General features: G+C 70.2%; 17 protein-coding genes and 1 tRNA gene. 4 read left to right on the top strand and 14 right to left on the bottom strand.

All coding sequences use genetic code 11. The features are described 5' to 3' along the window. Positions 1-18 precede the first annotated feature (18 nt). The 8 genes from CJZ98_RS13135 to CJZ98_RS13100 all read right to left on the bottom strand — a co-directional run bounded on the left by CJZ98_RS13135 (position 19) and on the right by CJZ98_RS13100 (position 6,471). The gene (locus CJZ98_RS13135; protein WP_094591589.1) at positions 19-1,329 is read right to left on the bottom strand and encodes a site-specific integrase; all 1,311 of its coding nucleotides are present in this window, start codon (positions 1,327-1,329) and stop codon (positions 19-21) included. 200 nt (positions 1,330-1,529) lie between these two features. Then, positions 1,530-1,603, bottom strand: a tRNA-Met gene (locus tag CJZ98_RS13130). A gap of 52 nt (positions 1,604-1,655) precedes the next feature. Continuing rightward, complete coding sequence (locus CJZ98_RS13125) at positions 1,656-2,750, bottom strand: M23 family metallopeptidase (RefSeq protein WP_094591588.1); 1,095 nt, start codon at positions 2,748-2,750, stop codon at positions 1,656-1,658. Positions 2,751-2,990: 240 nt separating this feature from the next. After that, positions 2,991-3,491: a tRNA (cytidine(34)-2'-O)-methyltransferase gene (locus tag CJZ98_RS13120; protein WP_094591587.1), complete on the bottom strand. Its 501-nt coding sequence runs from the start codon at positions 3,489-3,491 to the stop codon at positions 2,991-2,993. 26 nt (positions 3,492-3,517) lie between these two features. Further along, a complete protein-coding gene (locus CJZ98_RS13115) occupies positions 3,518-4,066 on the bottom strand; it encodes a bifunctional adenosylcobinamide kinase/adenosylcobinamide-phosphate guanylyltransferase (protein WP_315861403.1) in 549 nt (182 codons plus the stop codon). Between the two features lie 37 nt (positions 4,067-4,103). Continuing rightward, on the bottom strand, positions 4,104-5,246 hold the full coding sequence (pxcA, locus tag CJZ98_RS13110; protein WP_094591585.1) for a proton extrusion protein PcxA: 1,143 nt from the start codon (positions 5,244-5,246) through the stop codon (positions 4,104-4,106). Between the two features lie 7 nt (positions 5,247-5,253). Further along, positions 5,254-5,973, bottom strand: a complete 720-nt coding sequence (gene psb32, locus CJZ98_RS13105) for a photosystem II repair protein Psb32 (protein ID WP_094591584.1) — start codon at positions 5,971-5,973, stop codon at positions 5,254-5,256. 57 nt (positions 5,974-6,030) lie between these two features. Continuing rightward, positions 6,031-6,471 carry a tellurite resistance TerB family protein gene (locus tag CJZ98_RS13100; protein ID WP_232756466.1) on the bottom strand — a complete coding sequence of 147 codons (441 nt, stop codon included), beginning with the start codon at positions 6,469-6,471 and terminating at the stop codon, positions 6,031-6,033. 149 nt (positions 6,472-6,620) lie between these two features. Here CJZ98_RS13100 and CJZ98_RS13095 point away from each other — a divergent pair, with 149 nt between their 5' ends. Then, positions 6,621-7,316 (top strand): cofactor assembly of complex C subunit B, encoded by a 696-nt coding sequence (locus CJZ98_RS13095; protein ID WP_094591582.1) that lies wholly within the window; start codon positions 6,621-6,623, stop codon positions 7,314-7,316. Here CJZ98_RS13095 and lptC read toward each other — a convergent pair. Further along, positions 7,216-8,451, bottom strand: coding sequence for an LPS export ABC transporter periplasmic protein LptC (gene lptC / locus CJZ98_RS13090; RefSeq protein ID WP_094591581.1), 1,236 nt, complete (start codon positions 8,449-8,451; stop codon positions 7,216-7,218). The genes CJZ98_RS13095 and lptC overlap by 101 nt on opposite strands. Then, complete coding sequence (locus CJZ98_RS13085; RefSeq protein WP_094591580.1) at positions 8,451-10,049, bottom strand: methionine--tRNA ligase; 1,599 nt, start codon at positions 10,047-10,049, stop codon at positions 8,451-8,453. The genes lptC and CJZ98_RS13085 overlap by 1 nt, the downstream gene beginning before the upstream one ends. A 101-nt stretch (positions 10,050-10,150) precedes the next feature. Here CJZ98_RS13085 and CJZ98_RS13080 point away from each other — a divergent pair, with 101 nt between their 5' ends. After that, on the top strand, positions 10,151-11,944 hold the full coding sequence (locus CJZ98_RS13080) for an FAD-dependent oxidoreductase (protein WP_094591579.1): 1,794 nt from the start codon (positions 10,151-10,153) through the stop codon (positions 11,942-11,944). Here the strand turns inward: CJZ98_RS13080 and CJZ98_RS13075 are convergent. From CJZ98_RS13075 to rpmG, 3 genes are all read right to left on the bottom strand, one after another. After that, a complete protein-coding gene (locus CJZ98_RS13075) occupies positions 11,927-13,882 on the bottom strand; it encodes a ribonuclease catalytic domain-containing protein (RefSeq protein WP_232756465.1) in 1,956 nt (651 codons plus the stop codon). The two genes, CJZ98_RS13080 and CJZ98_RS13075, sit on opposite strands and share 18 nt — an antisense overlap. Positions 13,883-13,988: 106 nt before the next feature. Next, positions 13,989-14,210, bottom strand: a complete 222-nt coding sequence (gene rpsR / locus CJZ98_RS13070; RefSeq protein ID WP_006041316.1) for a 30S ribosomal protein S18 — start codon at positions 14,208-14,210, stop codon at positions 13,989-13,991. A 64-nt stretch (positions 14,211-14,274) separates the two neighbouring features. Further along, positions 14,275-14,469 carry a 50S ribosomal protein L33 gene (gene rpmG / locus CJZ98_RS13065; protein WP_094591577.1) on the bottom strand — a complete coding sequence of 65 codons (195 nt, stop codon included), beginning with the start codon at positions 14,467-14,469 and terminating at the stop codon, positions 14,275-14,277. A gap of 119 nt (positions 14,470-14,588) precedes the next feature. On the opposite strand from rpmG, the gene pheT reads away from it, so the two are divergent. Continuing rightward, positions 14,589-17,072, top strand: coding sequence for a phenylalanine--tRNA ligase subunit beta (gene pheT, locus CJZ98_RS13060; protein ID WP_094591576.1), 2,484 nt, complete (start codon positions 14,589-14,591; stop codon positions 17,070-17,072). 36 nt (positions 17,073-17,108) lie between these two features. Here pheT and rlmD read toward each other — a convergent pair whose 3' ends face one another. After that, the gene (gene rlmD, locus CJZ98_RS13055) at positions 17,109-18,470 is read right to left on the bottom strand and encodes a 23S rRNA (uracil(1939)-C(5))-methyltransferase RlmD (protein WP_094591575.1); all 1,362 of its coding nucleotides are present in this window, start codon (positions 18,468-18,470) and stop codon (positions 17,109-17,111) included. Positions 18,471-18,583: 113 nt separating this feature from the next. On the opposite strand from rlmD, the gene CJZ98_RS13050 reads away from it, so the two are divergent. Continuing rightward, positions 18,584-19,078: an allophycocyanin subunit alpha-B gene (locus CJZ98_RS13050; protein WP_094591574.1), complete on the top strand. Its 495-nt coding sequence runs from the start codon at positions 18,584-18,586 to the stop codon at positions 19,076-19,078. Positions 19,079-20,173: the final 1,095 nt, after the last annotated feature.

The raw sequence follows: 20,173 nt of genomic DNA, 5'->3' as shown, positions 1-20,173 counted from the left end.
CGCGGGCCGGACCTTGACTCAAGCGATGCCTGCCGCCTTCAGCTTCATGGCCATGGCGATCAACTCCGGCGTGATGCCCCGCGGGAGAGCAGCTCCGACGACGGCAGGGACGACAGGGTTCAAGGTGCCACCGCGCCGCCGCTGCATCGACTCCTTCTTGCGGCTGGCATTCATCCATCGCAGGTAGATGCGGCGATGGATATCCAGCCCATGGCCCATCCACTGCGCCATGTCGTCGTCGAACGCATCGGCGGTCTCCGATGAGGTGGCACAGCGGATCGCGTACGCATGGCGCAGGTCATAGGGGCGTACCCAGTCCATGCCCTCACCATCGGCCAGGGGAGCCCACAGCTTCTGCAGCCCCTTGCGCTGGAACTCCTTGTAGAGGCCATTCGAGACCGCCACGTTGTTCACGGCAATCTGGACACCGGACACCTGCACGAAGCGCACGGTCCAGCGGCGGTTCAGCTGGGCATGGAATCGGTCCCAGTGGCGCCGCAGGCCGTAGCGCTCCACCCAGGCCTCCGGCACCGGAGGAGCAAAGTGCTCGCCGGTCTTGGTCTTCATGTCACCGGGGATGCTGATCCAGCCCTTCGCGTCGATGCCGGTGGCATGCCACAGCTCGTGGGGTCTGAGTCCATAGGTCGCGATCGTCGCGAACACCCACTGCAGGAAGGGGTCCAGGCGATCCAGCCAGTTCTGCAGGTCGTCATCTGCCGGGATCACCCGCACCCGCATCGCCGAGGCCTTGCGGATCTTCTCGGCAGCACCCTTCGGGCGCAGGGCACGGAGCCGCGTGAGCACAGCACTGAGATCCAGCAGCCCGCTGCGGTGGATCTGGGACAGCGTTTCGATCCGTCGGTTGAAGCTCTTGAGGCTCCGCAGCGGATCCTTCTCCTGGGCCCAGTTCTGCAGCTGCTGCGGATCCACTGGGTCACGGAACCGGGCGATTCGCTTGCGCAGATCGTTGATGGCATGGACCCGGCTGCCCTCCTTGGCGATCCGCAGCTCGATGTCCACCACGCAGGCCTCCACCAGTAAGGACCAGCTGTGCTCGACGACCGCCTGCTGTTGCGAGGGATGGATCGGCCAACGACCGAGGCGATGGCCCTGCAGGCAGAGGTCGCGGGCCGCCTCCACATCCTCGTTGTGGCTGCAGAGGAGAGGGCGCAGCGAGAACTCGCGGACCTTGGCCGCGCCATGGACCTCCCGGATGTAGATGAACGGGCTGTTGGAATCCCTGCGCAGGCGGAAGCGGGATCGGCGCGCACGCAGTTCCTGAACGCACTGGTCCCAGAAATCGAGACGATGAGACCGGCTGAGGGGCATGTCGCAGAGGCCGAAGCGGGCTCTGCAGATTGTTCCCGCTATGCCAGTCCAACGTGCGGACTACTCCGCACGTTTTGGCTCCAAGCGGCTCCAAGCGGCTCCAAGCGGCTACGACCCGCACCGAGCAGCTGGACCTGTGGAATCCTCCACAACCCAGTCCCAGACAGCAGAAAGCCCCGCCGCAGCGGGGCAATCGAGGATGGCTCGGGGGAGACTTGAACTCCCGACCTTGGGGTTATGAATCCCACGCTCTAACCAGCTGAGCTACCGAGCCCCGGTGGTTGGAGTTTAGACGATGGCCTGTTGGGCCCAGGACGCGAGAGGGCTCAGGCGCGGCCGGGCAGGAACTGGAGCGGGTTGACAGCCCCCTGACCAGGAGGATGGATCTCAAAGTGGAGGTGGGGGCCGGTGCTGCGGCCGGTGCTGCCCATGTAGCTGATCACCTGGCCCTGGGCGACCACGTCACCGGCGCGCACGGCCAGCCGGCTGTTGTGGGCATAGCGGGTGAGCGTGCCGTCGGGATGGCGGATCTCCACCAGGTAGCCATAGCCACCGTCATGCCAACCGGAGGACTGGACCTGGCCGGCCTGGACGGCGACGATCGGGGTTCCGACGTTGTTGGCCACGTCGATGCCCTTGTGCATGCGACCCCAGCGCCAGCCGTAGCCAGAGGAGAACACGCCCTGGGTGGGCCAGATCATGCCGCTGCTGAAGGGCCGGTTCGGATCGGTGTTGGGCTGCTGGGGATCGCCGCCGAAGTTGGGCAGCTCAGGCCAGCTGAGGCCACCACTGGTGGTGGGACTGAGGCCAAGCACCATGCGGCTGCGACCAGGGGACGACTGGGCCAGGCGGATCTGGGTGCCCACCACCAGCCGCGCGGCCTCCAGGCCGGGGTTCAGGCGGAGCAGCTCGGCGATGGTGCGGTTGGTGCGATTGGCGAGCTCCACCAGGGTCTCGCGGCTGCGGACCCGAGTGCTCTCTTCCGCAACAGGGGTGGGGGGCGCCTGCAGGGGCGGGGTGCGGCGCAGCTCGCTGGTGTCGATGGCGGCGAGCTGCTTGGCCTGGCGGCTGGCCTGGCTGGGAAGCACCAGCCAGTCGCCGGGCTTGAAGGCGTGGTCCTCGTTGACGTCGTTCAGGCGAGCCAGGCGGCTCTCATCAAGGGACAGCTGGCTGGCGAGCTGTTCGATCGCGACTTCAGAGCGGACCTTGACCCAGAGACGGTCGGTGCTGGGCAGGGCAGCGATCAGCTGCGGAGGCGCTGCGGACTCCAGCGCGGAGGTGGAAGAGCTGGGGTCCTGTCCGAGGTCAGGGAGAGGGAGGGAGGAGCGGGAATCGGCAAGGCCAGGGATGGCCACGGCGCCGGCGACACCGAGCAGTGATGTGCCCGCCAGCGTGAGTGTGATCAGTTTTGAAGGCTTCATGCAGGTTCACCCATCGGACAAGACCCGGTGGAGAAGCCGACATCCCCAGGCCGCGCAGACAGTAACCGGTGGAACCTGCGCCAGCAAGTTGCCACGGTCACTGTTTTTGTCGGCCGGTTGGAAAATCAGCACAGCCGCCAACCCTAGTCGGCCAAGGAGGCGGGACCGCTGCCGGTAGTGCCCTGGCGGCGATCGCGGCCCCGGAATCCACCACCAGCACCCGCCGATGAGACAGGCGGCTCAGGGTTGCGCCGGCGTTGCTGGATCCGCTGCCCCATCCAGTTGGCGCAGGGCTTCGAACAGCACCACCCCTACCGCCACCGAGAGGTTGAGGCTGCGCACGCCACCGCCATTCTCAATTGAGCCGCGCATCGGGATTGACACACTGGCGTCCGCCTCGGTCAGCAGCTCCGGCGGCAGGCCATCGCTCTCGCGGCCGAACAGCAGCCAATCGTCGGTTCGGTAAACCACACGGTGGTAGGTGTGGCTGCCGTGGCGGCTCAGGGCTAGCAGCCGGCCGCCCCGGGCTCGGCGGTGGCGCTGGAACTGCTCCCAGTCGGCATGGCGATGCAGCTGCACCCAGGGCCAGTAGTCGAGCCCGGCGCGCTTGAGGGTGCGATCGGTAATCTCAAAGCCAAGGGGTTCGATCAGGTGCAGCTCACTGGCAGTAGCGGCGCAGCTGCGGGCAACGTTGCCGGTGTTGGGGGGGATCTGGGGCTGGAACAGCACGACGCGGGGCATGGAGCGGGGCCGATTGCGGCAGATCCTCAACCGTCGTCGGGCACCGGCAGGCCCAGGGCCAGCAGATCCAGGGCGCGGCCCTGCACCACCAGCCACGCCTGCCGGCTGCGGGCCACCAGGCGCCGCTCCAGCCGTCCCAGTCGATCGCGGAACAGTCCGCCAATGGCCGTCGCCGGCACCACGCCCCAGCCGGTCTCCTCGCACACCAGCAGCACGGGCAGGGCTAGGGCCTGCAAGGCCTCCAGCAGCTCGGTTTCGCGTTGGTCCCAGGCCTCCCCCTCCAGCTCGAGGTGGTGGGCAAGCCAGGTGCCAAGGGCGTCGATCAGCAGAACGGGCGACTCGGCCGAGTGGGGGTGGCCCGGCAGCTGCCGCAGTTCGGCGGCCAGTTCGCCCCCCGCCTCCAGGGTCTGCCAGCCGGCCGGGCGGCGGCGGCGGTGGCGCTGCAGCCGCAGCCTCCAACTGCTGTCGCCCGGCCGGTCGGGCCCGGTGGCCACGTAGAGCACGGGGCGGCCACTGGTTTCGGCCAGGTGTTCGGCCCAGCGGCTCTTGCCGCTGCGGCTGGGCCCGGTGACCACGACCAACCCCGTCGTGGGCAGGGCCGGCGCCGGCCCCTCAGCCGCCACCATTCATGTTGCGCAGGGTCGCCACCGAGGACGGCGACACGCGGTTGAGATAGCGGAAGATCCAGTACTTGAAGATCGTGGCCAACACCACCGGGAAGGTGGCAATGAACAACATGATGAAGTGCTCCTGGTGCGGCAGGCCCAGGTGCTCCTCCACCCCCTCCAGCAGCACAGACCAGCCCTCCGGGCTGTGGAAGCCCACGAAGATGTCTGTGAACAGGATGATCGCGAAGGCCTTGGCGCTGTCACTCAGGCCGTAGACGGCCTCATCGATGAAGCCGCGCAGCACCTGAATCTCGCGCCGCCCCAGCAGGCACACCAAGGTGAAGCCCAGCAGGGCGGCGACATCGCCGAGGATGTTCTTGATCGCCTCGGTGCTCTCACCATCGGCCTCATCCTTGAGCTCCTTGGCCCGGTCGGTAAGGCGGTCATGCATCTCTTCGTTGCTGTAGGGCTCCCGGCCCTGCAGCAGCGCGTCAAATTCCAGCTCCGCCTTGAAGACGCGTAACTTCTCAACGGCCTTCTCCTCCAACTGGGGCTTGGTGAAGCTGAGAAAAGGCACATCGGGCGCGAAGCGATCCACCAGGGGTGAGATCACCAGAGAGCGGCTCAACTGCTGCACGAGCAGGGGCACGAGCACCAACAGCAGCAGGATCCGCAGCGACACCAGCGTGGAGTCGCGGCGGCGCCGGAAGCCCGCCACCACCGAGGCCTCGGCCTCCGGGTCGAGCTGGCGGCGCATGCCATCGAACACCCCCAGCAGGCTGCGGGGCAGCATCTCCGGCGCCCGCGACATGGCCGGCAGGCTGGTGGTGCGGCCGTAGCGGGAGGTGACCACCTCGATCAGATGCAACTGGCGCTGCTCCTGGGCATCGAGTTCAGCGCGGTGCTGTTCCAGGCCCTCGAGCGTGTCGCGGCAGATCTGCAGGGCCGTGCGGAAGCGGCGCAGCATCTGGGCCTGGGTCTGGCGCGGAATGCTCAGCTCCAGTTCCGGGCGCACTGGCCGGTCGTTGTAGTACTCCAGCTCCAGGCCCTGGATCAGCAGCGCGGCCTCGTAGGCCTTCTCCAGATCGCTGCTGATGTCGGTATTGCTGGCCCGCTCGAAGCGGGCTGTCCAGTCGGTCAGGCCCATGGATGGATCAGCGGGAGAAGATCCACCAAGTGATCATCGGCACGAGGGTGCCCACCACCAGCAGCACCACCACCCACAGGAAAGCGTTGCTGTTGGCTGTCTGCTCGGCGGTGGGGACGTTGCTCTCCACCGGCAGGCGCTCGATCAGCTGGGGCGGCCCGGGATCCTCCTCGCCCTGGAGCACGGCCCCGAGACGGCTGAGGGCATCGATCGAGGCCTGGCGGTAGCGGGCCCCCTCGCGCAACGGCAGGCCCATGGTGCTCGTGCCCGTGCTGGCAAGCAGGCTCTCGGGCAGGGTTTCCGCCAGGGCGGGGGACACCACCACGGCGCCGCTGTTGTTCTGGGACTCAATCAACAGGAGGAGCTCCTGGCGTTCAGTCCCAGCGGGATCCTGGGCACTCCAGCGCTCCAGCAGCTGTTGGCCGAGGCCCTCCAGGGGCAGGCCGTAATCCAGGCGGCGCAGGGTCACCAGCCGGGCCTGCACCTGCTGCTGCTCCAGCTCCGCCAGGCGCTTCTCCAGATCCGAAGCGGCCGCGCGGCTGAGCAGATCGGCCGTATCGAGCACGTGGCCGGCGGGCGGCGCCAGGGGGAAATCCTGGGGTCCGGTGGCGAGGGCGGCCGGGGCCTGGGCCAGGCCCAGCAGCAGCGCCAGGGCGAGCAGCAGGCCCTGAAGGCCGCGCCAGGCCCGAAGCGGTAGAGCTGGCGGCGACAGGCGAGGGAGTCCCATGGGGTCCGGGGCGGAAGGGGCCAGGGGGGAGGGGAGCGGCATGTAGCAAGTCTGCCGTCAGGCGGACAGGCTGTCGCGGTGCAGCAGGGCCACCACCTCCAGAATCAGAGCCGCCCGGCCTTCGGTGAGGGCCAGCCGCTGGCCCAGCTCCTGCAGGAACTGCTGCTCGGTCGGCGTCACGGTCCGGTCCGCCCACACCAGCTGGGCCGCCAGGGCCAGGGAGGTCTCCCGCTGGCTGACATCGAGGTGGGGAATGGCGGCGTTGACCAAGGTGCCCCAGCCGCCTGCGTTCAGCTGCTCCAGCAGGCCGTCGAACAGCTCGCCCATGGCCTGCTCCGACAGGTCGCGGTAAGGGGTGCGGTACTCCAGGGCCTGGCGCAGGGCCCGGGCCTCCTGACGACCCAGGGTGCCGTCGCAGGCCACCGCGGCCAGAGCCACCGCCGCAAAGGCCTCAGAGGCGGTGCGGATGGCGCCCTGGTCCGCCTGCTGCGGGGGCACTGGATCCGTGGTTGCGGATCCGGCTGCTGAAGCTGAGGTCTGGCCCATGCCGTCGGGGTCGCTGACTGCATTCCAGCAGGGCTGTCCGGGCGGCGCAGCGCCCGGTGTGGCTGTGACAACGTGGCCACCAACGCGGCGGCGGATCAACGATGGGGCTGGGGGCGCGGCTGAGCCTGGCGGCGGGGGTGCTGGGGCTTGCCCTCTGCCTGGTCAACCAGTTCACCGCCCCGGACCTCACGCCTGCCCTGGAGCGGGCCGGGGTGCTGGCCAGTGTCCTGGCGGTGGGGCTGATGCTGGTGGCGATCCTCTGGACCCGGGCCATGCCGGCGGCACCGGAACGGGTGGCCTTGCCGGGCGAGCAGGGCCTGGAGCTGGCAGCCGACCTGCCCGAAGCGCTGCGGCTGGAGCTGGGCTGGGGCAGCCAGCTGCTGCTCATCGCCACCCCCGCCGCCGCGCTGCTGCTGCACTGGCGCGGCCGGACCCTGCTGCGGCGGGGCTTGCTCGACCCCAGGCCGTTTACGCCGGGGGCCATCTGCCAACGGGCCCTCGCCACGGGCCGGCCCGTCTCGCTTGTCAACCTGGCCCTCTACCCCGGCCGCGGGGAATTCGCCGGACTGCCGGCGGGAATCCCGGCGGTGATCGTGCAGCCGATCGGCTCTGAGGGGGTGCTGCTGCTGGCGGGCTGGTCGCCGCGCTGCTTCAGCCGCAGCGACGAGACCTGGCTGGAGGGCTGGGCCCGCAAGCTCAGAACTCCACTCGAGCAGCTGGCTTGCGCCCCTTCGTCCCCCCCGCCCCCGGCGGCGGCAGGGTCAGCTCCGAATTCACCCGCCCCCCCGGCGTCGTGAAGATGGCCTGGCCCTGCTTGCCGATCGAGCCCTCCAGCCGCGCGGCGCGGGTCACCTGGCTGTAAACGGAGCGGCGCAGCACCACATCCCCCACGGCCACGAAGCGGCCACTGCTCCAGTTCCAGCGACAGCGCTCAGCCTGGAGCGTTTCGCCGGGTTGCTGCAGGGCGCACGCGGCGGGCACCACCACCAGCTCCCGCTTGAGGTCGATGTCCAGCGCGTTGCCCTGGAGGCCCAGCTTGTCGAGCTGGGCGCGGAAGGGGGTGGCGGTGCGCAGGGTCTGGCCTTCGAGATCCCAGCGGCTGCGGTCGGCCTCCAGCCAGCCCTTGCGGCCCGCATCGCGCACCCGCACCGGCGCCAGCAGGTCCACGAAGCCCTGGCGCAAGTTCCCCTCCAGGGCACTGGCCGTGATCACCTGGCCATCGCTGCGGCGGCCCCGCACCGGACCGGCGGCCCGCAGCAGGCCGCTGCCCGGCGACCAGTCGGCCGTTCTCACCTTCAGGATCTCCTGGGCGGCAGGACGGGGCGCAGGCTCAGCTGTGGCTGTGGCTGTGGCTGTGGCTGTGGCTGTGGCGGGACTGGCGGAGCCACCGGGGCTGGGCGCCTTGCTGCGGGCGGGATCCCAGCGCTCGAGCTGCGGCTTTCCGCGCAGCTCCAGGCGATCCTCCTGGAGCAGGAAGCGGGCGGTGTTGGCCGTGAGTCTGGAGCGACGGTCCGTGGCCACGGCCCGGGAATCCATCACCATCAGCTCCTGCCGAGGCAGCCAGCGCACCTGCTGGGAGCGGATCAGCACGGGGTCATCGCCGAGCAGGGTGATGCGCACATCCCCCTCCAGCTGGATCAGCTCACCGTCGTTGAGCACCGTGCCCACCCTGGCCGCCACGCGGTAGTTGGGTTTTCCGCGCCGGTAGGTCACCCCCTGGAGGTTGCGGGCCTGAGCCAGGCGGCGGTCGATGTCGTAGCGGGCCTCGGGGCTGGTGAGCTCCCAGGCCGGCTCGCCCTTGCTGTTCTGCTGGCGCAGATTGAGGGAGCGGAACACGAACGGCTCGGGGGCCTGCTTCTTGGCGGGCGGCTGGACGCAGCCGGCCAGGGGTAGGAGGGCCAGCGGAGCCAGCGCGCGGAGGAGGCGCCCCATCACAGGGGGGTGTCCAGTTCGAGCCGGGCCATCACCGGTGACGGCTCCGGCAGGGCAGCGCCGGGCTCCAGGCCGCCCCAGGCCAGCTGATCCAGCCAGGTCCTGCTGTCAGGGAGGCTGCGCCCGTGAGCATCGCCGCCCCGGGAGCCGATGCCCGAATCCAGCGGCGGCTGGCCGAGCTGAGCGAGCATCCGGGCCGAGAGCTCCGGCAGCAGCGGTGCCAGTAGCAGCCCCACGTGGCGGGCGGCCTCCAGCACGGCGTAGAGGTCGGCGGCCACCTGCTCGCGGGTGCCCTCCTGCTTCATGCGGCTCCAGGGGGCCTGATCGTTGAGGTAGCCGTTGGCGGCGATGGCCAGCTGCAGGGGGGCCTCGGCAGCACTGCGGAAATCGAGGCTCTCCAGGCCTGCCAGGCCCTGGCGGCGCGCGGCGGCGGCAGCCAGGGCCAGCGGATGACTGGACTCCAGGCCGCCTCCGGCCGGCGGCACGCTCTCCTCGAACCAGCGACGGGCCATGGCGCTGGTGCGGTTGAGCAGGTTGCCGATCGTGTTGGCCAGATCGTTGTTCACCAGATCGGAGAAACGCTGCTGCTGGAAGTCCCCGTCGTCGCCGAAGGGGATGTCACGCAGCAGGTACCAGCGCACGGCGTCGCGGCCGCAGCGCTCCAGCAGCTCCGCCGGATCGAGCACGTTCCCCAGCGACTTGCCCATCTTCTGCCCCTCGCGGGTGAGGAAGCCGTGGCCGAACACCTTCTCCGGCAACTCCAGCCCCGCCGAGAGCAGCATCGCCGGCCAGTAGACGGCGTGGAAGCGCAGGATGTCCTTGCCGATCACGTGCACCGAGGCGGGCCAGCCGCGGGCGATCGCCGCCTCCAGATCGGGCTCCTCGCCCGGCTCCAGCAACGCCGTCAGATAGCCCAGCAGCGCGTCAAACCACACATAGAAGGTGTGCCCATCGTGGCCGGGCACCGGGATGCCCCAGGGCAGATTCACCCGTGAAATCGAGAAGTCCCGCAGGCCCTGCTTCACGAAGTTCTCCACCTCCTTGCGGCGGCTGGCCGGCTGGATGAAGCCCTCGCGGGCGATCAACGCCTCGATCGCCTCCTGGTAGCGCGAGAGGCGGAAAAAAAGGTTCACCTCATCGCGCCACTCGAGCGGACGCCGGTGGGTGGGGCACTCCGGGTCCTGGGCCTCGTGGGGGTCGTCCTTGAACTCTTCGCAGGCCACGCAGTACCAGCCCTGCTGGCGACCCTCCACGATGTCGCCGTGGGCCTCCACCCGTGCGAAGAACTGCTCGACGATGTGGCGGTGGCGGGGGTCGGTGGTGCGGATCAGGCGGTCGTTGCTGATCTGCCAGCGCTCCCAGAGGTCGCGGTACTGGGTACTGACGGCATCGCAGTGGGCCTGGGGGCTGAGGCCAGCCGCCTCGGCGGTGCGCTGGATCTTCTGGCCGTGCTCGTCGCAGCCCGTGATGAAGATCACCGACTCCCCCTTCAGCCGCTGGTAGCGAGCCACCGCATCACAGGCCAGGGTCGTGTAGGCGCTGCCCAGGTGTGGCTTGTCGTTGACGTAGTAAAGCGGCGTGGTGAGGGTGAAGGTCATGCGGCTGTCAGGCTGGCCGGGCGGTTCAGCCCCTAGCCGGGCGCGGATCCTACCCAGCCTGTTCCCTGTCAGCCTGGCGCCAGCGCCCGGCCTCCCTCCCGATGTCGACCACCCGTGAGCAGGCCCAGGTCGTGGTGTGGGGCGGCGGCACCGGCGGCGTGGCGGCGGCCCTGCAGGCGGCCCGTGGCGGCGCCGACACCCTGCTGCTCACCCCCGGCGCCTGGCTGGGGGGCATGGTGAGCGCCGCCGGCGTGTGCGCGCCGGATGGCAACGAGCTCAGCCCCTGGCAGACGGGGCTCTGGGGCGCCTTCCTGCGGGAGCTGCAGCGCCGCGAGCCCGAGGGTCTGGACCAGAACTGGGTGAGCTGTTTCGGCTACCGGCCCGCCACGGCCGAGGCGATCCTGCGGCGCTGGTGCCAGGCCGAACCGCGGCTGCGCTGGTGGCCGGGGGTGCGCCTGAAGGCGGTGCGGCGCCGCGGCAGCCGGATCCACAGCCTGGAGCTGCAGCGCGAGGGCCAGCCCCTGGCCGTGGATCTGGAGCTGCTGATCGATGGCAGCGACCGCGGCGATCTCTTCCCCCTGGCCGATGCGCCCTATCGGCTGGGCTGGGAGGCGCGGGAGCAGTGGGGCGAGCCCAGCGCGCCGGGCCAGGCCGCCCTCGATCTCGATCCCTTCTTTGAGGAGCAGCCGCTGCAGTCGCCCACCTGGGTGGTGATGGGCCAGCTGGCCGAGGGGCCGATGCCGCCGGCGGTTCAGGGACTGCCCGCCCCGTTCACGGCCGCCGCCGAGGCCTTCGGCCTGGAGCGCACCATCACCTACGGCCGTCTGCCCGGCGGTCTGGTGATGCTCAACTGGCCCCTGCACGGCAACGACTGGCACGGCCAGCTCGATCGCCTCTTCCACGCCGACCCGGCCCGCCGCGCCTCCCTCTACCGGGACATGCGCGAGCACAGCCTCGCCTTTGCCACCGCCCTCCAGGAGGCCTCCGCCGGTTGGCTGGGCCCGGGCCGCTGTTTTCCTGGCTTCGGCGACGGGGCCCTGGAGGGGCCGGAGGCCCTGGCGCTGATGCCCTACTGGCGCGAAGGCCGCCGCCTGGTGGGCCGCGAGCTGGTGATCGAGCAGCTGCTGCTGCCCCAGGGCCCGGGCGAATCCATCGCCGCCCTGCCCCTGGATGGCCGGGGCCAGACCACGGCGATCGCCGTGGGCAACTACGCCAACGACCACCACTACCCTGGCGACGACTGGCCCCTGGCCGCCAAGAGCTGCCGCTGGGGCGGCCGCTGGAGCGGCACCCCCTTCGCCATCCCCTACGGCGCCCTGCTCAGCGCCGGGCTCGACAACCTCCTCGCCGCCGACAAGTGCTGCAGCGTCAGCCACATGGCCAATGGCGCCACCCGGCTGCAGCCCCTGGTGTTCAACCTCGGCCAGGCGGCCGGCGCCGCCGCCGCCCTCAGCCTCCGCCTGGGCGTCAGCCCGGCCGAGCTGCCGGTGCGACAGCTGCAGGAGGCGCTGATCGGTGACGCCCAGGCTCCCGCCGGCCCCGTGCCCCTCTGGGACACCCCCTGGCACCACCCCCACTGGGCGGAGCGCCAGCGGGCCGTGCTCGATGAACCGACCCTGCTGGCGGCCGATGGCGGCCTCAGCGGCCGTCCCGCCGGCCTCAACCCGCAGCGCGGCCCGGCTGAGCCAGGGGAATCCCTGTGGCAGGGGCAGGTGAGCGCCGATGGCGAGGGCGGCTACCGCTTCGACAACGGCGGTGGCAGCTGGCCGCTGATCACCCTGGAGCCGGCCCTGCACCGCTGGCTGCAGCAGCTCGATGGCTGCCGCAGCGTCGAGCTGGTGGGCTGCCTCAACCCCTGGGGGCCCTGGCTGCGCGCCTCACGGCTGGCGCGCTGAGCGGTGACCCACCAGGCGCAGCACATCGCCATCGGGATCGGCCTCCTGCACCGACACCTGCACCCCATCCCCAGGCCCGCAGGACTCGCGCACCACCACCACCAGATCCATGGCCAGGGCATCCAGGCGCACCAGGGCCAGGCCGTCCTGGGGCCGCAGCCAGCGCAGGACCAGGCCGTCCCAGCGGTCGCGGCGATGCTCGGCGAACCACACCTGCTGCCAGTGGCGCTGGTCCTCGCGGCTGATCTGGATCCCCTGGCGCAGGGCGGGCTCCAGGGCCTCCAGCTCCAGCCCCAGCTCCTCGGCGCCCAGGGGTGGGGCGCCGCTGAGCAGAGCCAGCAGCTGGCGCTGGGTGAGCAGGTCGCCGTAGCGGCGAATGGGGGATGTGGCCTGCACATAGGCCTCCAGACCCAGGGAAAAGTGGGGTGCCACCTGGGGGCTGGTGAGACCCCGGCTCAGGCCCTTGCGGAGGGCGGCATGGCGCACCGGGCCAGGCGGCAGGGCATCAAGCTCGGCGGCGGGGGGCAGCTCGCAGGCCGGTTGGCTGCGGAAGGGCAGGGCCAGGTCCCGTTCGCGGCCCAGCTCGGCCACCACGGCGCCGGCCAGGATCATCGCCTCGGCCACCATCAGCCGCGAGGCCGAGGGCTCTACCACCTCCAGCTCGGCCCGATCGTCAACGCGGCGGAAGCGGCCCTCCGGCTGGTCCATCAGCAGGGCGCCGCGGGCTTCGCGCCAGCGGCGGCGGGTCAGTAGCAGGCCGTGCAGCCGCTCCAGGTCGTCGTCCTGGGGTGGGGCGTACTCGATCAGCTCGTCGGCATCGCCGTAGCTGAGCCGGTAAATGGGACGGATCCAGCTGCGCTGCACGCGGCGCTCGGCGATGGCGCCATCCGCCTCCAGCCGCACCGCCACGCTCCAGGCGGCACAGCGGCGGCCCTGGGTGAGGCTCATCGGCCCCTCGGCCAGGGCCACGGGGAACATCGGCACCGAGCCGGCCGCCAGATACAGGCTGCTGGCCCGGCGCCGGGCCTCCAGGTCCAGCGGCGAGCCGGCGGCCACCAGCCGGTCCGGATCGGCCACGTGGATCCAGATCCACAGGCGGCCCTCGGGGTCGCGCTCCAGGGCCAGGGCGTCGTCCACCTCGCGGGTGTCGGCGTCGTCGATGGTGACGCTGCGCTGCTCGGTGAGATCCAGGCGCGCCTCGTCGCCCGGCCACACCTCCTCGGCCCGGGCGGCCAGGGCGGCGGCCTCGGCCTCCAGGGCCGGATCGAACCCGGTCGACCAGGCGGTGCCTGCCAGGCAGCGCAGCTGGTGCCGGTCCCACAGGCCCAGATCGGCTAGCAGGCGACGGATCTCCGCCAGCTGCGGCGGGCAGGAGAGCTCCTGCAACAGCACCCGCAACGGCGGGGACAGGCCCGGATCACCGGCACTGGAGCCATGGGGTGAGGTGGCGAGCTCCAGCAGGGCCTGCAGCTGGGCGTTCTGCTCGACGCCCAGGCCGGCGCGATCCAGGGGCTGGCGCCGGCGCAACAGCGCGATCCAGGCCTGGTGGCGCTGGTGCTGCAGGGCCCCATGGCGCCGCTCGCGGCGCAGCTGGCGCAGGTCCGCCAGGGCGCGACGCTGGAATCGGCCCTGCTTGCAGCGAAACAGGTCCTGGTCCTGCAGCGCCAGCCAGCAGGCGGCGCGGTGCAGCGGATCGTCCTGGGGGCAGAGCAGGCTCACCAGTTCGGCCAGTTCGATCCACTCGTCCTGGCCCTCAAGCAGCAGCCAGGCGGCGGCCAGGTCGCGGCGGCTGGGAACGGCAGCTTGAAGGGCTTCGGGGCTGAGGCGCCAGGGTGAGGCCCCGAGGGAGCCGGCTTCGCTGCAGCCGGCGGGCAGGGGGTGGATCGGTTCGAGGTCGCGGAGCGGCAACCGCTCGGACTTCGCCTCAAAACCGATCAAGAGGGAAGCTTTGGAGCCCTGAATCCCGGTGACCAGCGCCAGACGCGGCCCGGAACGGGCATGGACGCCGACGAGATCACCGCAATGCAAGGGCCGAAGGAGGGCGTCAGCCCTCGGGGTTCACGAAGGGCAGCAGGGCCACGATGCGGGCGCGCTTCACGGCATTGGTCAGGTCGCGCTGCTGCTTGGCGGTGAGGCCCGTGAGACGGCGGGGCAGGATCTTGCCACGCTCGGTGATGAACTTCTTGAGCAGATCGACGTCTTTGTAGTCGATCGGGTCGCCGGGCTTGATCGGCGAGAGGCGCTTCTTGAAGAAGGAACTACTCATGGCTGAACGGAAAGATGGGGGTGCTGTGGGTCTGAGGCCTGGGGATCAGGGATCGCCGCTGCGATCACTTGATTTCCTTGTGGACCGTCGACTTGTTGCAGTGGGGGCAGAACTTCTTGAGTTCGATCCGTTCAGTCGTGTTGCGACGGTTCTTCTCGGTGGTGTAGCGAGACACCCCGGGAGAACGCTTGGCGGGGTTGGACCGGCATTCCGTGCACTCGAGAGTGATCACGATCCGGACGCCCTTGTTCTTGGCCATGGAAGGACGTTGCGCCGCTGATGCGATGCGGGATTGACAGTGGTCAACCATACCCCGCCGCCTTCCCCCTTCCGGCAGGCCCTTTCTTTAGAGTCGCCAGCTGTGCGATTGAACAGGCCATGCGGGTCTCGCTCCAATGGCTCCGGGAGCTGGTGGCCTGTGATCTGCCCCCCGCCGACCTGGCTGAACGGCTGTCGGTGGCGGGCTTCGAGGTGGAGGAGATCGAGGATCTGGCGGCCCGCGCCGCCGGCGTGGTCGTGGGCTTCGTGGCGGCCCGCGAGCAGCACCCCAACGCCGACAAGCTCAGTGTCTGCACGGTGGCGATCGGCGCGGCCGAACCCCTGCAGATCGTCTGCGGCGCCTCGAACGTGCGCGCCGGCATCCACGTGGCCGTGGCCACGGTGGGCGCCTACCTGCCCGCCGTGGACCTGACGATCAAGCCCGCCGAACTGCGCGGCGTGGCCAGCAGCGGCATGATCTGCTCGCTCGCCGAACTGGGCCTGGCCAGCGATTCCGAGGGGATCGTGATCCTCGATGAGGCGCTCGAGTCCGTGCCGGCGCTCGGCACTCCGGTGGGTCCCAGCCTCGGCCTTGACGACCAGGTGCTGGAGCTGGCGATCACCGCCAATCGACCCGATGGCCTCTCGATGCTGGGCATCGCCCGCGAGGTGGCGGCCCTGACGGCCTCGCCCCTCACCCTGCCGGCGGCGGCCCCGCCGGTGGCGGCCGAGCCCCTGCCAGCGGAGCCCGAGACCCAGGCCGCCATCGAGGCGGGCGGACTGTTCAGCGTCACCGCCCTCAGCGGCCTGCGGGTGGGTCCGTCGCCCCGCTGGCTGCAGACGCGGCTGGAGCGGGCCGGGCTGCGGCCCATCAACACCATCGTGGACGTCACCAACCTGGTGATGCTGGAAACCGGCCAGCCGCTGCACGCCTTCGATCGCGACCGGCTGGCATCCCTCTCTGAGGCGGCAAGCGCGGGCACGGCGGCCCAGCCCTCGGCCCTCGGCCTGCGCCAGGCCCGGGCAGGCGAGGCCTTTGCCGCCCTCGATGGCACCGGGCACAGCCTCAGCCCCGACGCCCTGGTGGTGACCGTCGCCGACCAGCCGGTGGCCCTGGCCGGCGTGATCGGCGGAGCCAACAGCAGCGTGCAGGAGGGCACCACAGCGATCTGGCTGGAGGCGGCCCTGTTCGCGCCCCAGGCCGTGCGTCGCAGCGCCCGCAGCGTGGGCCTGCGCACCGATGCCAGCAGCCGCTTCGAGAAGGGCCTGCCCCGCGAGGTGACCCTGGCCGCCGCCGACCGGGCCGTGGCCCTGCTGCAGGAGCTGGCCGGCGCCACGGTGGAGGGCCGCTGGCTGCACCAGCGCCCCGAGCTGCCGCGCCAGCCCCTGCGCCTGGAGCGCGATGCCCTGCACCAGCTGCTGGGTCCGGTGGACCTTGGCGACGAGGACTTCGGCGACCTGCCCGACACCGAAGTCGAACAGATCCTCAGCGCCCTGGGCTGCGGCCTTACGGCCGACGACGACGGCTGGGACGTGGTGGTGCCGCCTTCCCGCGCCATGGATCTGACCCGGCCGGTGGACCTGATCGAGGAGGTGGCGCGCCTGGTGGGCTACGACCGCTTCGCCAGCCACCTGCCCGATCCCATCGCCCCCGGTGGGCTCAGCCCCGAGCAGCAGGCCGAACGGCGACTGCGGGTCGCCCTGGTGCAGGCGGGCCTCCAGGAGACCTGCAGCCTCTCGCTCACCGCCGCCAGCTCCAGCCTCCAGCGCCAGGACCCGGCGGCGACCCAGCGCATCCCCCTGGCCAATCCGCTGCTGGCCGACTACGGCCACCTGCGCTCCGATCTGGTGGAGGAGCTGCTGCTGGCGGCCCGCCGGAACCTCCAGGCCGGCCGCCCCGGCTTCTGGGCCTTCGAGATCGGCCATGTGTTCCAGGCCAGTGGCAAGGGCGAGCGCCAGCGTCTGCAGCTGGCGGGCGTGATCTGCGGCAGCCGCGGCTCTGAGCTGTGGAGCAGCGGCGGCAAGCCCCAGGCCCCCGATTACTTCCGGGCCCGCGGCGTGCTGCAGCGGGCCCTGGAGGCCCTCAAGTTGCCCATGGAGGACCGCCGCCTCAGCGATCATCCGCTGCTGCACCCCGGCCGGGCCGCCCAGCTGGTGGTGGAGGGCCGGCCTGCCGGCTGGTTCGGCCAGCTCCACCCCGAGCAGGCCGAGGCCCTGGACCTGCCCGCCCTCACGCATGTGTTCCAGCTGGAGCTACCGGCGCTGCTCACGGCGGCGACCCGCCGCAACCGCTGGCAACCGGCCTTCGCCCCCTTCCCCACCGTGCCGGCCTCCGAGCGGGACCTGGCCCTGGTCGTGCCCGACGCTGTCGCCAGCGCCCAGCTGCTGACGGCGATCCGCAAGGCCGGCAAGCCCCTGTTGGAGCAGGCGGAGCTGATCGATCGCTATGCGGGGGAGCAGGTGGCGGCAGGGTCCTGCAGCCTGGCCTTCCGACTGCGTTACCGCGCCCCCAGCCGCACCCTCACCGACAGCGAAGTGGACACGGCCCATCAGACGATCCGGGCCGCTCTGGAGAAGCAGTTCGACGCCCAGCTCCGCGCCTGAGGCGCCGTGCTCGGCCGCCAGCCGGGGGGCCGTTGGTCAGCTTCGCTCCAGGACGGCCACCGCCTCCACGTGGCTGGTCTGGGGGAAGAAGTCCACAGGCTGGATCCAGCGCAGCTCCAGTGACGTTTCTGCCGTCAGCAGGGCCAGGTCCCGGGCCAGGGTGGCGGGGTTGCAGCTGATATAGACGACGCGCTTCGGCGGGGCGGCCTGGATCGCCGCCAGGGCGGCCGGGCTCAGGCCCTTGCGGGGCGGATCCACCAGCAGGCCGTCGGCGTGCACGAGGTGCTCGGCCAACATCGCCTCCACGTCGGTCTGGTGGAACGTGGCCCGCTCCAGGCCGTTGCGCTGCGCATTGGCCCGCGCCTGCTCCACCGAGGCGGCATGGGATTCCAGCCCGATCACGTGGGCGCCATGGGCCGCCAGAGGGAGGCTGAAGGTGCCGATGCCGCAGTAGGCGTCCACGATGTTCTGGCGCTCCAGGGCCCCGAAGGCCTCGAGCAGCAGAGGCACCACCCGCTCGGCCTGCTCGGTGTTCACCTGGAAGAAGGTGTCGGCGCCGATGCGCAGCTCCTGGCCGGCGAAGCGCTCCGCCAGCCAGCCCCGGCCGCTGAGGGTGAGGGTCTGGGGCCCCATCACCGCGTTGCTGGCCCGGGGCTGCAGGTTCAGACACACCCCCACCACCTCGGGCCAGCTGGCCCGCCAGCGCTCGGCCAGGTCATGCAGGCCATCCAGCTCGGCGTGGCTGCTCACCAGGGTGATCAGCACCTCCCCGCTGTGGTGCCCCACCCGCAGGGCCAGATGGCGCAGGCCGCCGCCGCCGCTGAGGTTCACATCCACGGGCCAGCCCGTCTCCTCCAGATCGGCCTTGATCGGTTCGATCAGGCCGTCGATGCGCGGATCCAGCACCGGGCAGCGGTTCAGATTCACGATCTTGTGGCTGCCGCGCCGGTAGTAGCCCGCCCGCAGCAGTCCATCCTCCGTCCTCTCCAGCGGAATCAGGGCCCGGTTGCGGTAGCCCAGAGTGCGAGCGGAGCTCAGCAGGGGCCGCAGCGGTGCCTCGAAGCCGCCGAGGCGGCGCAGGGTCTGCTGCACCAGATCCTGTTTCCAGCGGGCCTGGCCGTCATCGCTGGCGTGCTGGAGGCTGCAGCCCCCGCATTTCTCGGCAAGGATGCAGGCCGGCTTGCGGCGTTCGGGGGCCGGCTGCTCCACGCCGATCAGGTCGGCCTCGAGGTGGCGCTTGGCGATCCGCCGCACCCGCACGGCCACCACTTCGCCGGGAAGGGTGCCCGGCACGAACACCGCCAGACCCTGCCAGCGGCCCACGCCCTGGCCGTCGTGGCCGAGGCCGTCGATGGTGAGGTCGAGGCGCTCGCCGAGCTTGCAGGGGGAGGCGGGCATCGGCCGGAGCGAACGAGCGGAACCTCGACCCTATCGGTGCGTAACACCTGTGCCGCCCGCGGGCAGAGGGGCCCACTGTTCTGGATACAGTGGCCGGGCGCACGGTGGTTTCAATGAGCGTCGTTCGGGATCTGATCCTTCAGGCAGACGATCAGCTTCGCTATCCCACCGGCGGCGAACTGCGCTCGATCGTCGAGTTCCTCTCCAACGGGCCCAGCCGCCTCAACGTGGTGCGGGTGCTGACCGACAACGAGAAGAAGATCGTCGATGAGGCGGCCCGCCAGCTGTTCAGCCGCAAGCCCGAGTACGTCGCCCCCGGCGGCAACGCCTACGGCCAAAAGCAGCGGGCCCAGTGCCTTCGGGACTTCAGCTGGTATCTGCGCCTGGTCACCTACGGCGTTCTCTCCGGCAGCACCGAGCTGATCCAGAAGATCGGCCTGGAGGGCGCCCGCGAGATGTACAACAGCCTGGGCGTGCCCATGCCCGGCATGGTCGAGTCGATGCGAGCCCTCAAGGAGGCCTCCCTGTCCCTGCTCAGCACCGACGACAGCGAGCTCGCCTCCCCCTATTTCGATTTTCTGATCCAGGGGATGCAGACCCCGGCCTGAGGCCGGAGTCGACCCAATGGCACAGCGGCCGCCCCAGGGCGGCCCTTTTTTATGGCGCAACGCTGGGAGGCCGACAGGGCGAGTGGAATCCGGAAGGAGCCATGGCCGACAACCGACGGCGCGCATCACTTATCCCTAGTGAGACTCATACCTGGTCTCATGGAAAGTCTCTAACGATGCCCGCGCGACTCATCCCTGCCATCCCGCCTGGAGGCACCAAGGCCAAGGACCTGACGCTGTCCACCTCTTCTCACGGGAGCCCAGATTGAGTCCAGTAGTAGTTCGCAACTGAGCTGGCCGCGAAACAAGTTTGAGTCCGCCCAATTCCGGGAGAAGGGACGGCCAAAGCTGGTAGCCGCGGGGTGCTCGAAGCCTTGAGGAGAACCAAAGCGCTGATTGCCAGCAGAGAGAACCCCATGACGACAGGCGCAGGCAACACCCGTTCCTTTGGCTCACAGCATCAGAGCAACGCGACAACGAGCGCAAACAAGGCGCACACGTCTCATTTGGGTCTGCATCCAGGTCTAATTCTAGAAACATATGCGATGCAAGGGATCAGGCTTAGCTGCTGGCTGCAAACGTCCGGTTATTGGGTAGCAGCTGGCTTGACCCCCTGCGGTCAAGTTCTGCGGCGCTGGCGGCCAGGACCAACCGGTGGTTGTGCGCCCTGAAGATCAGCCCGATCGACGCCGTCCAAGCTGCGTACCTGTGTCTACCGCAGGTACGCATGAGGCAGAACGACTGTGCTGCAGTGGGTCTGGTCATCAACAGCCCACCTGGACACAGGCGGGACATGCTTGGAGAGGCCGACACCTGGGGGAAGGTCGGGATCGGCGGAGTTCATGACGACCGAGAAAGACCCCAGCCCTCAACCCAAGCGAACGGTCTCAGGGGAGCATGAGCGCCGTGGTTTCAGTGGAGGCGTCGTGATGAGGAGATGCAGCCATGGGCGTGACGAATGAAATCTCCGAAAAATCAGCAGTTGATCGCCGCGCCGATGACGTGGACCCCGGAAACCGGTCCAGGGTGAATGAGAGTCCTCATCCGGCCAGACTGGGCCGGGGACTCGACCATGAAACGCACCAGGCACACAGC

The organism is Vulcanococcus limneticus LL, assembly GCF_002252705.1.
GTDB classification, from domain to species: Bacteria; Cyanobacteriota; Cyanobacteriia; order PCC-6307; family Cyanobiaceae; genus Vulcanococcus; species Vulcanococcus limneticus.
This window is presented reverse-complemented; position numbering and strand designations above follow the sequence as displayed.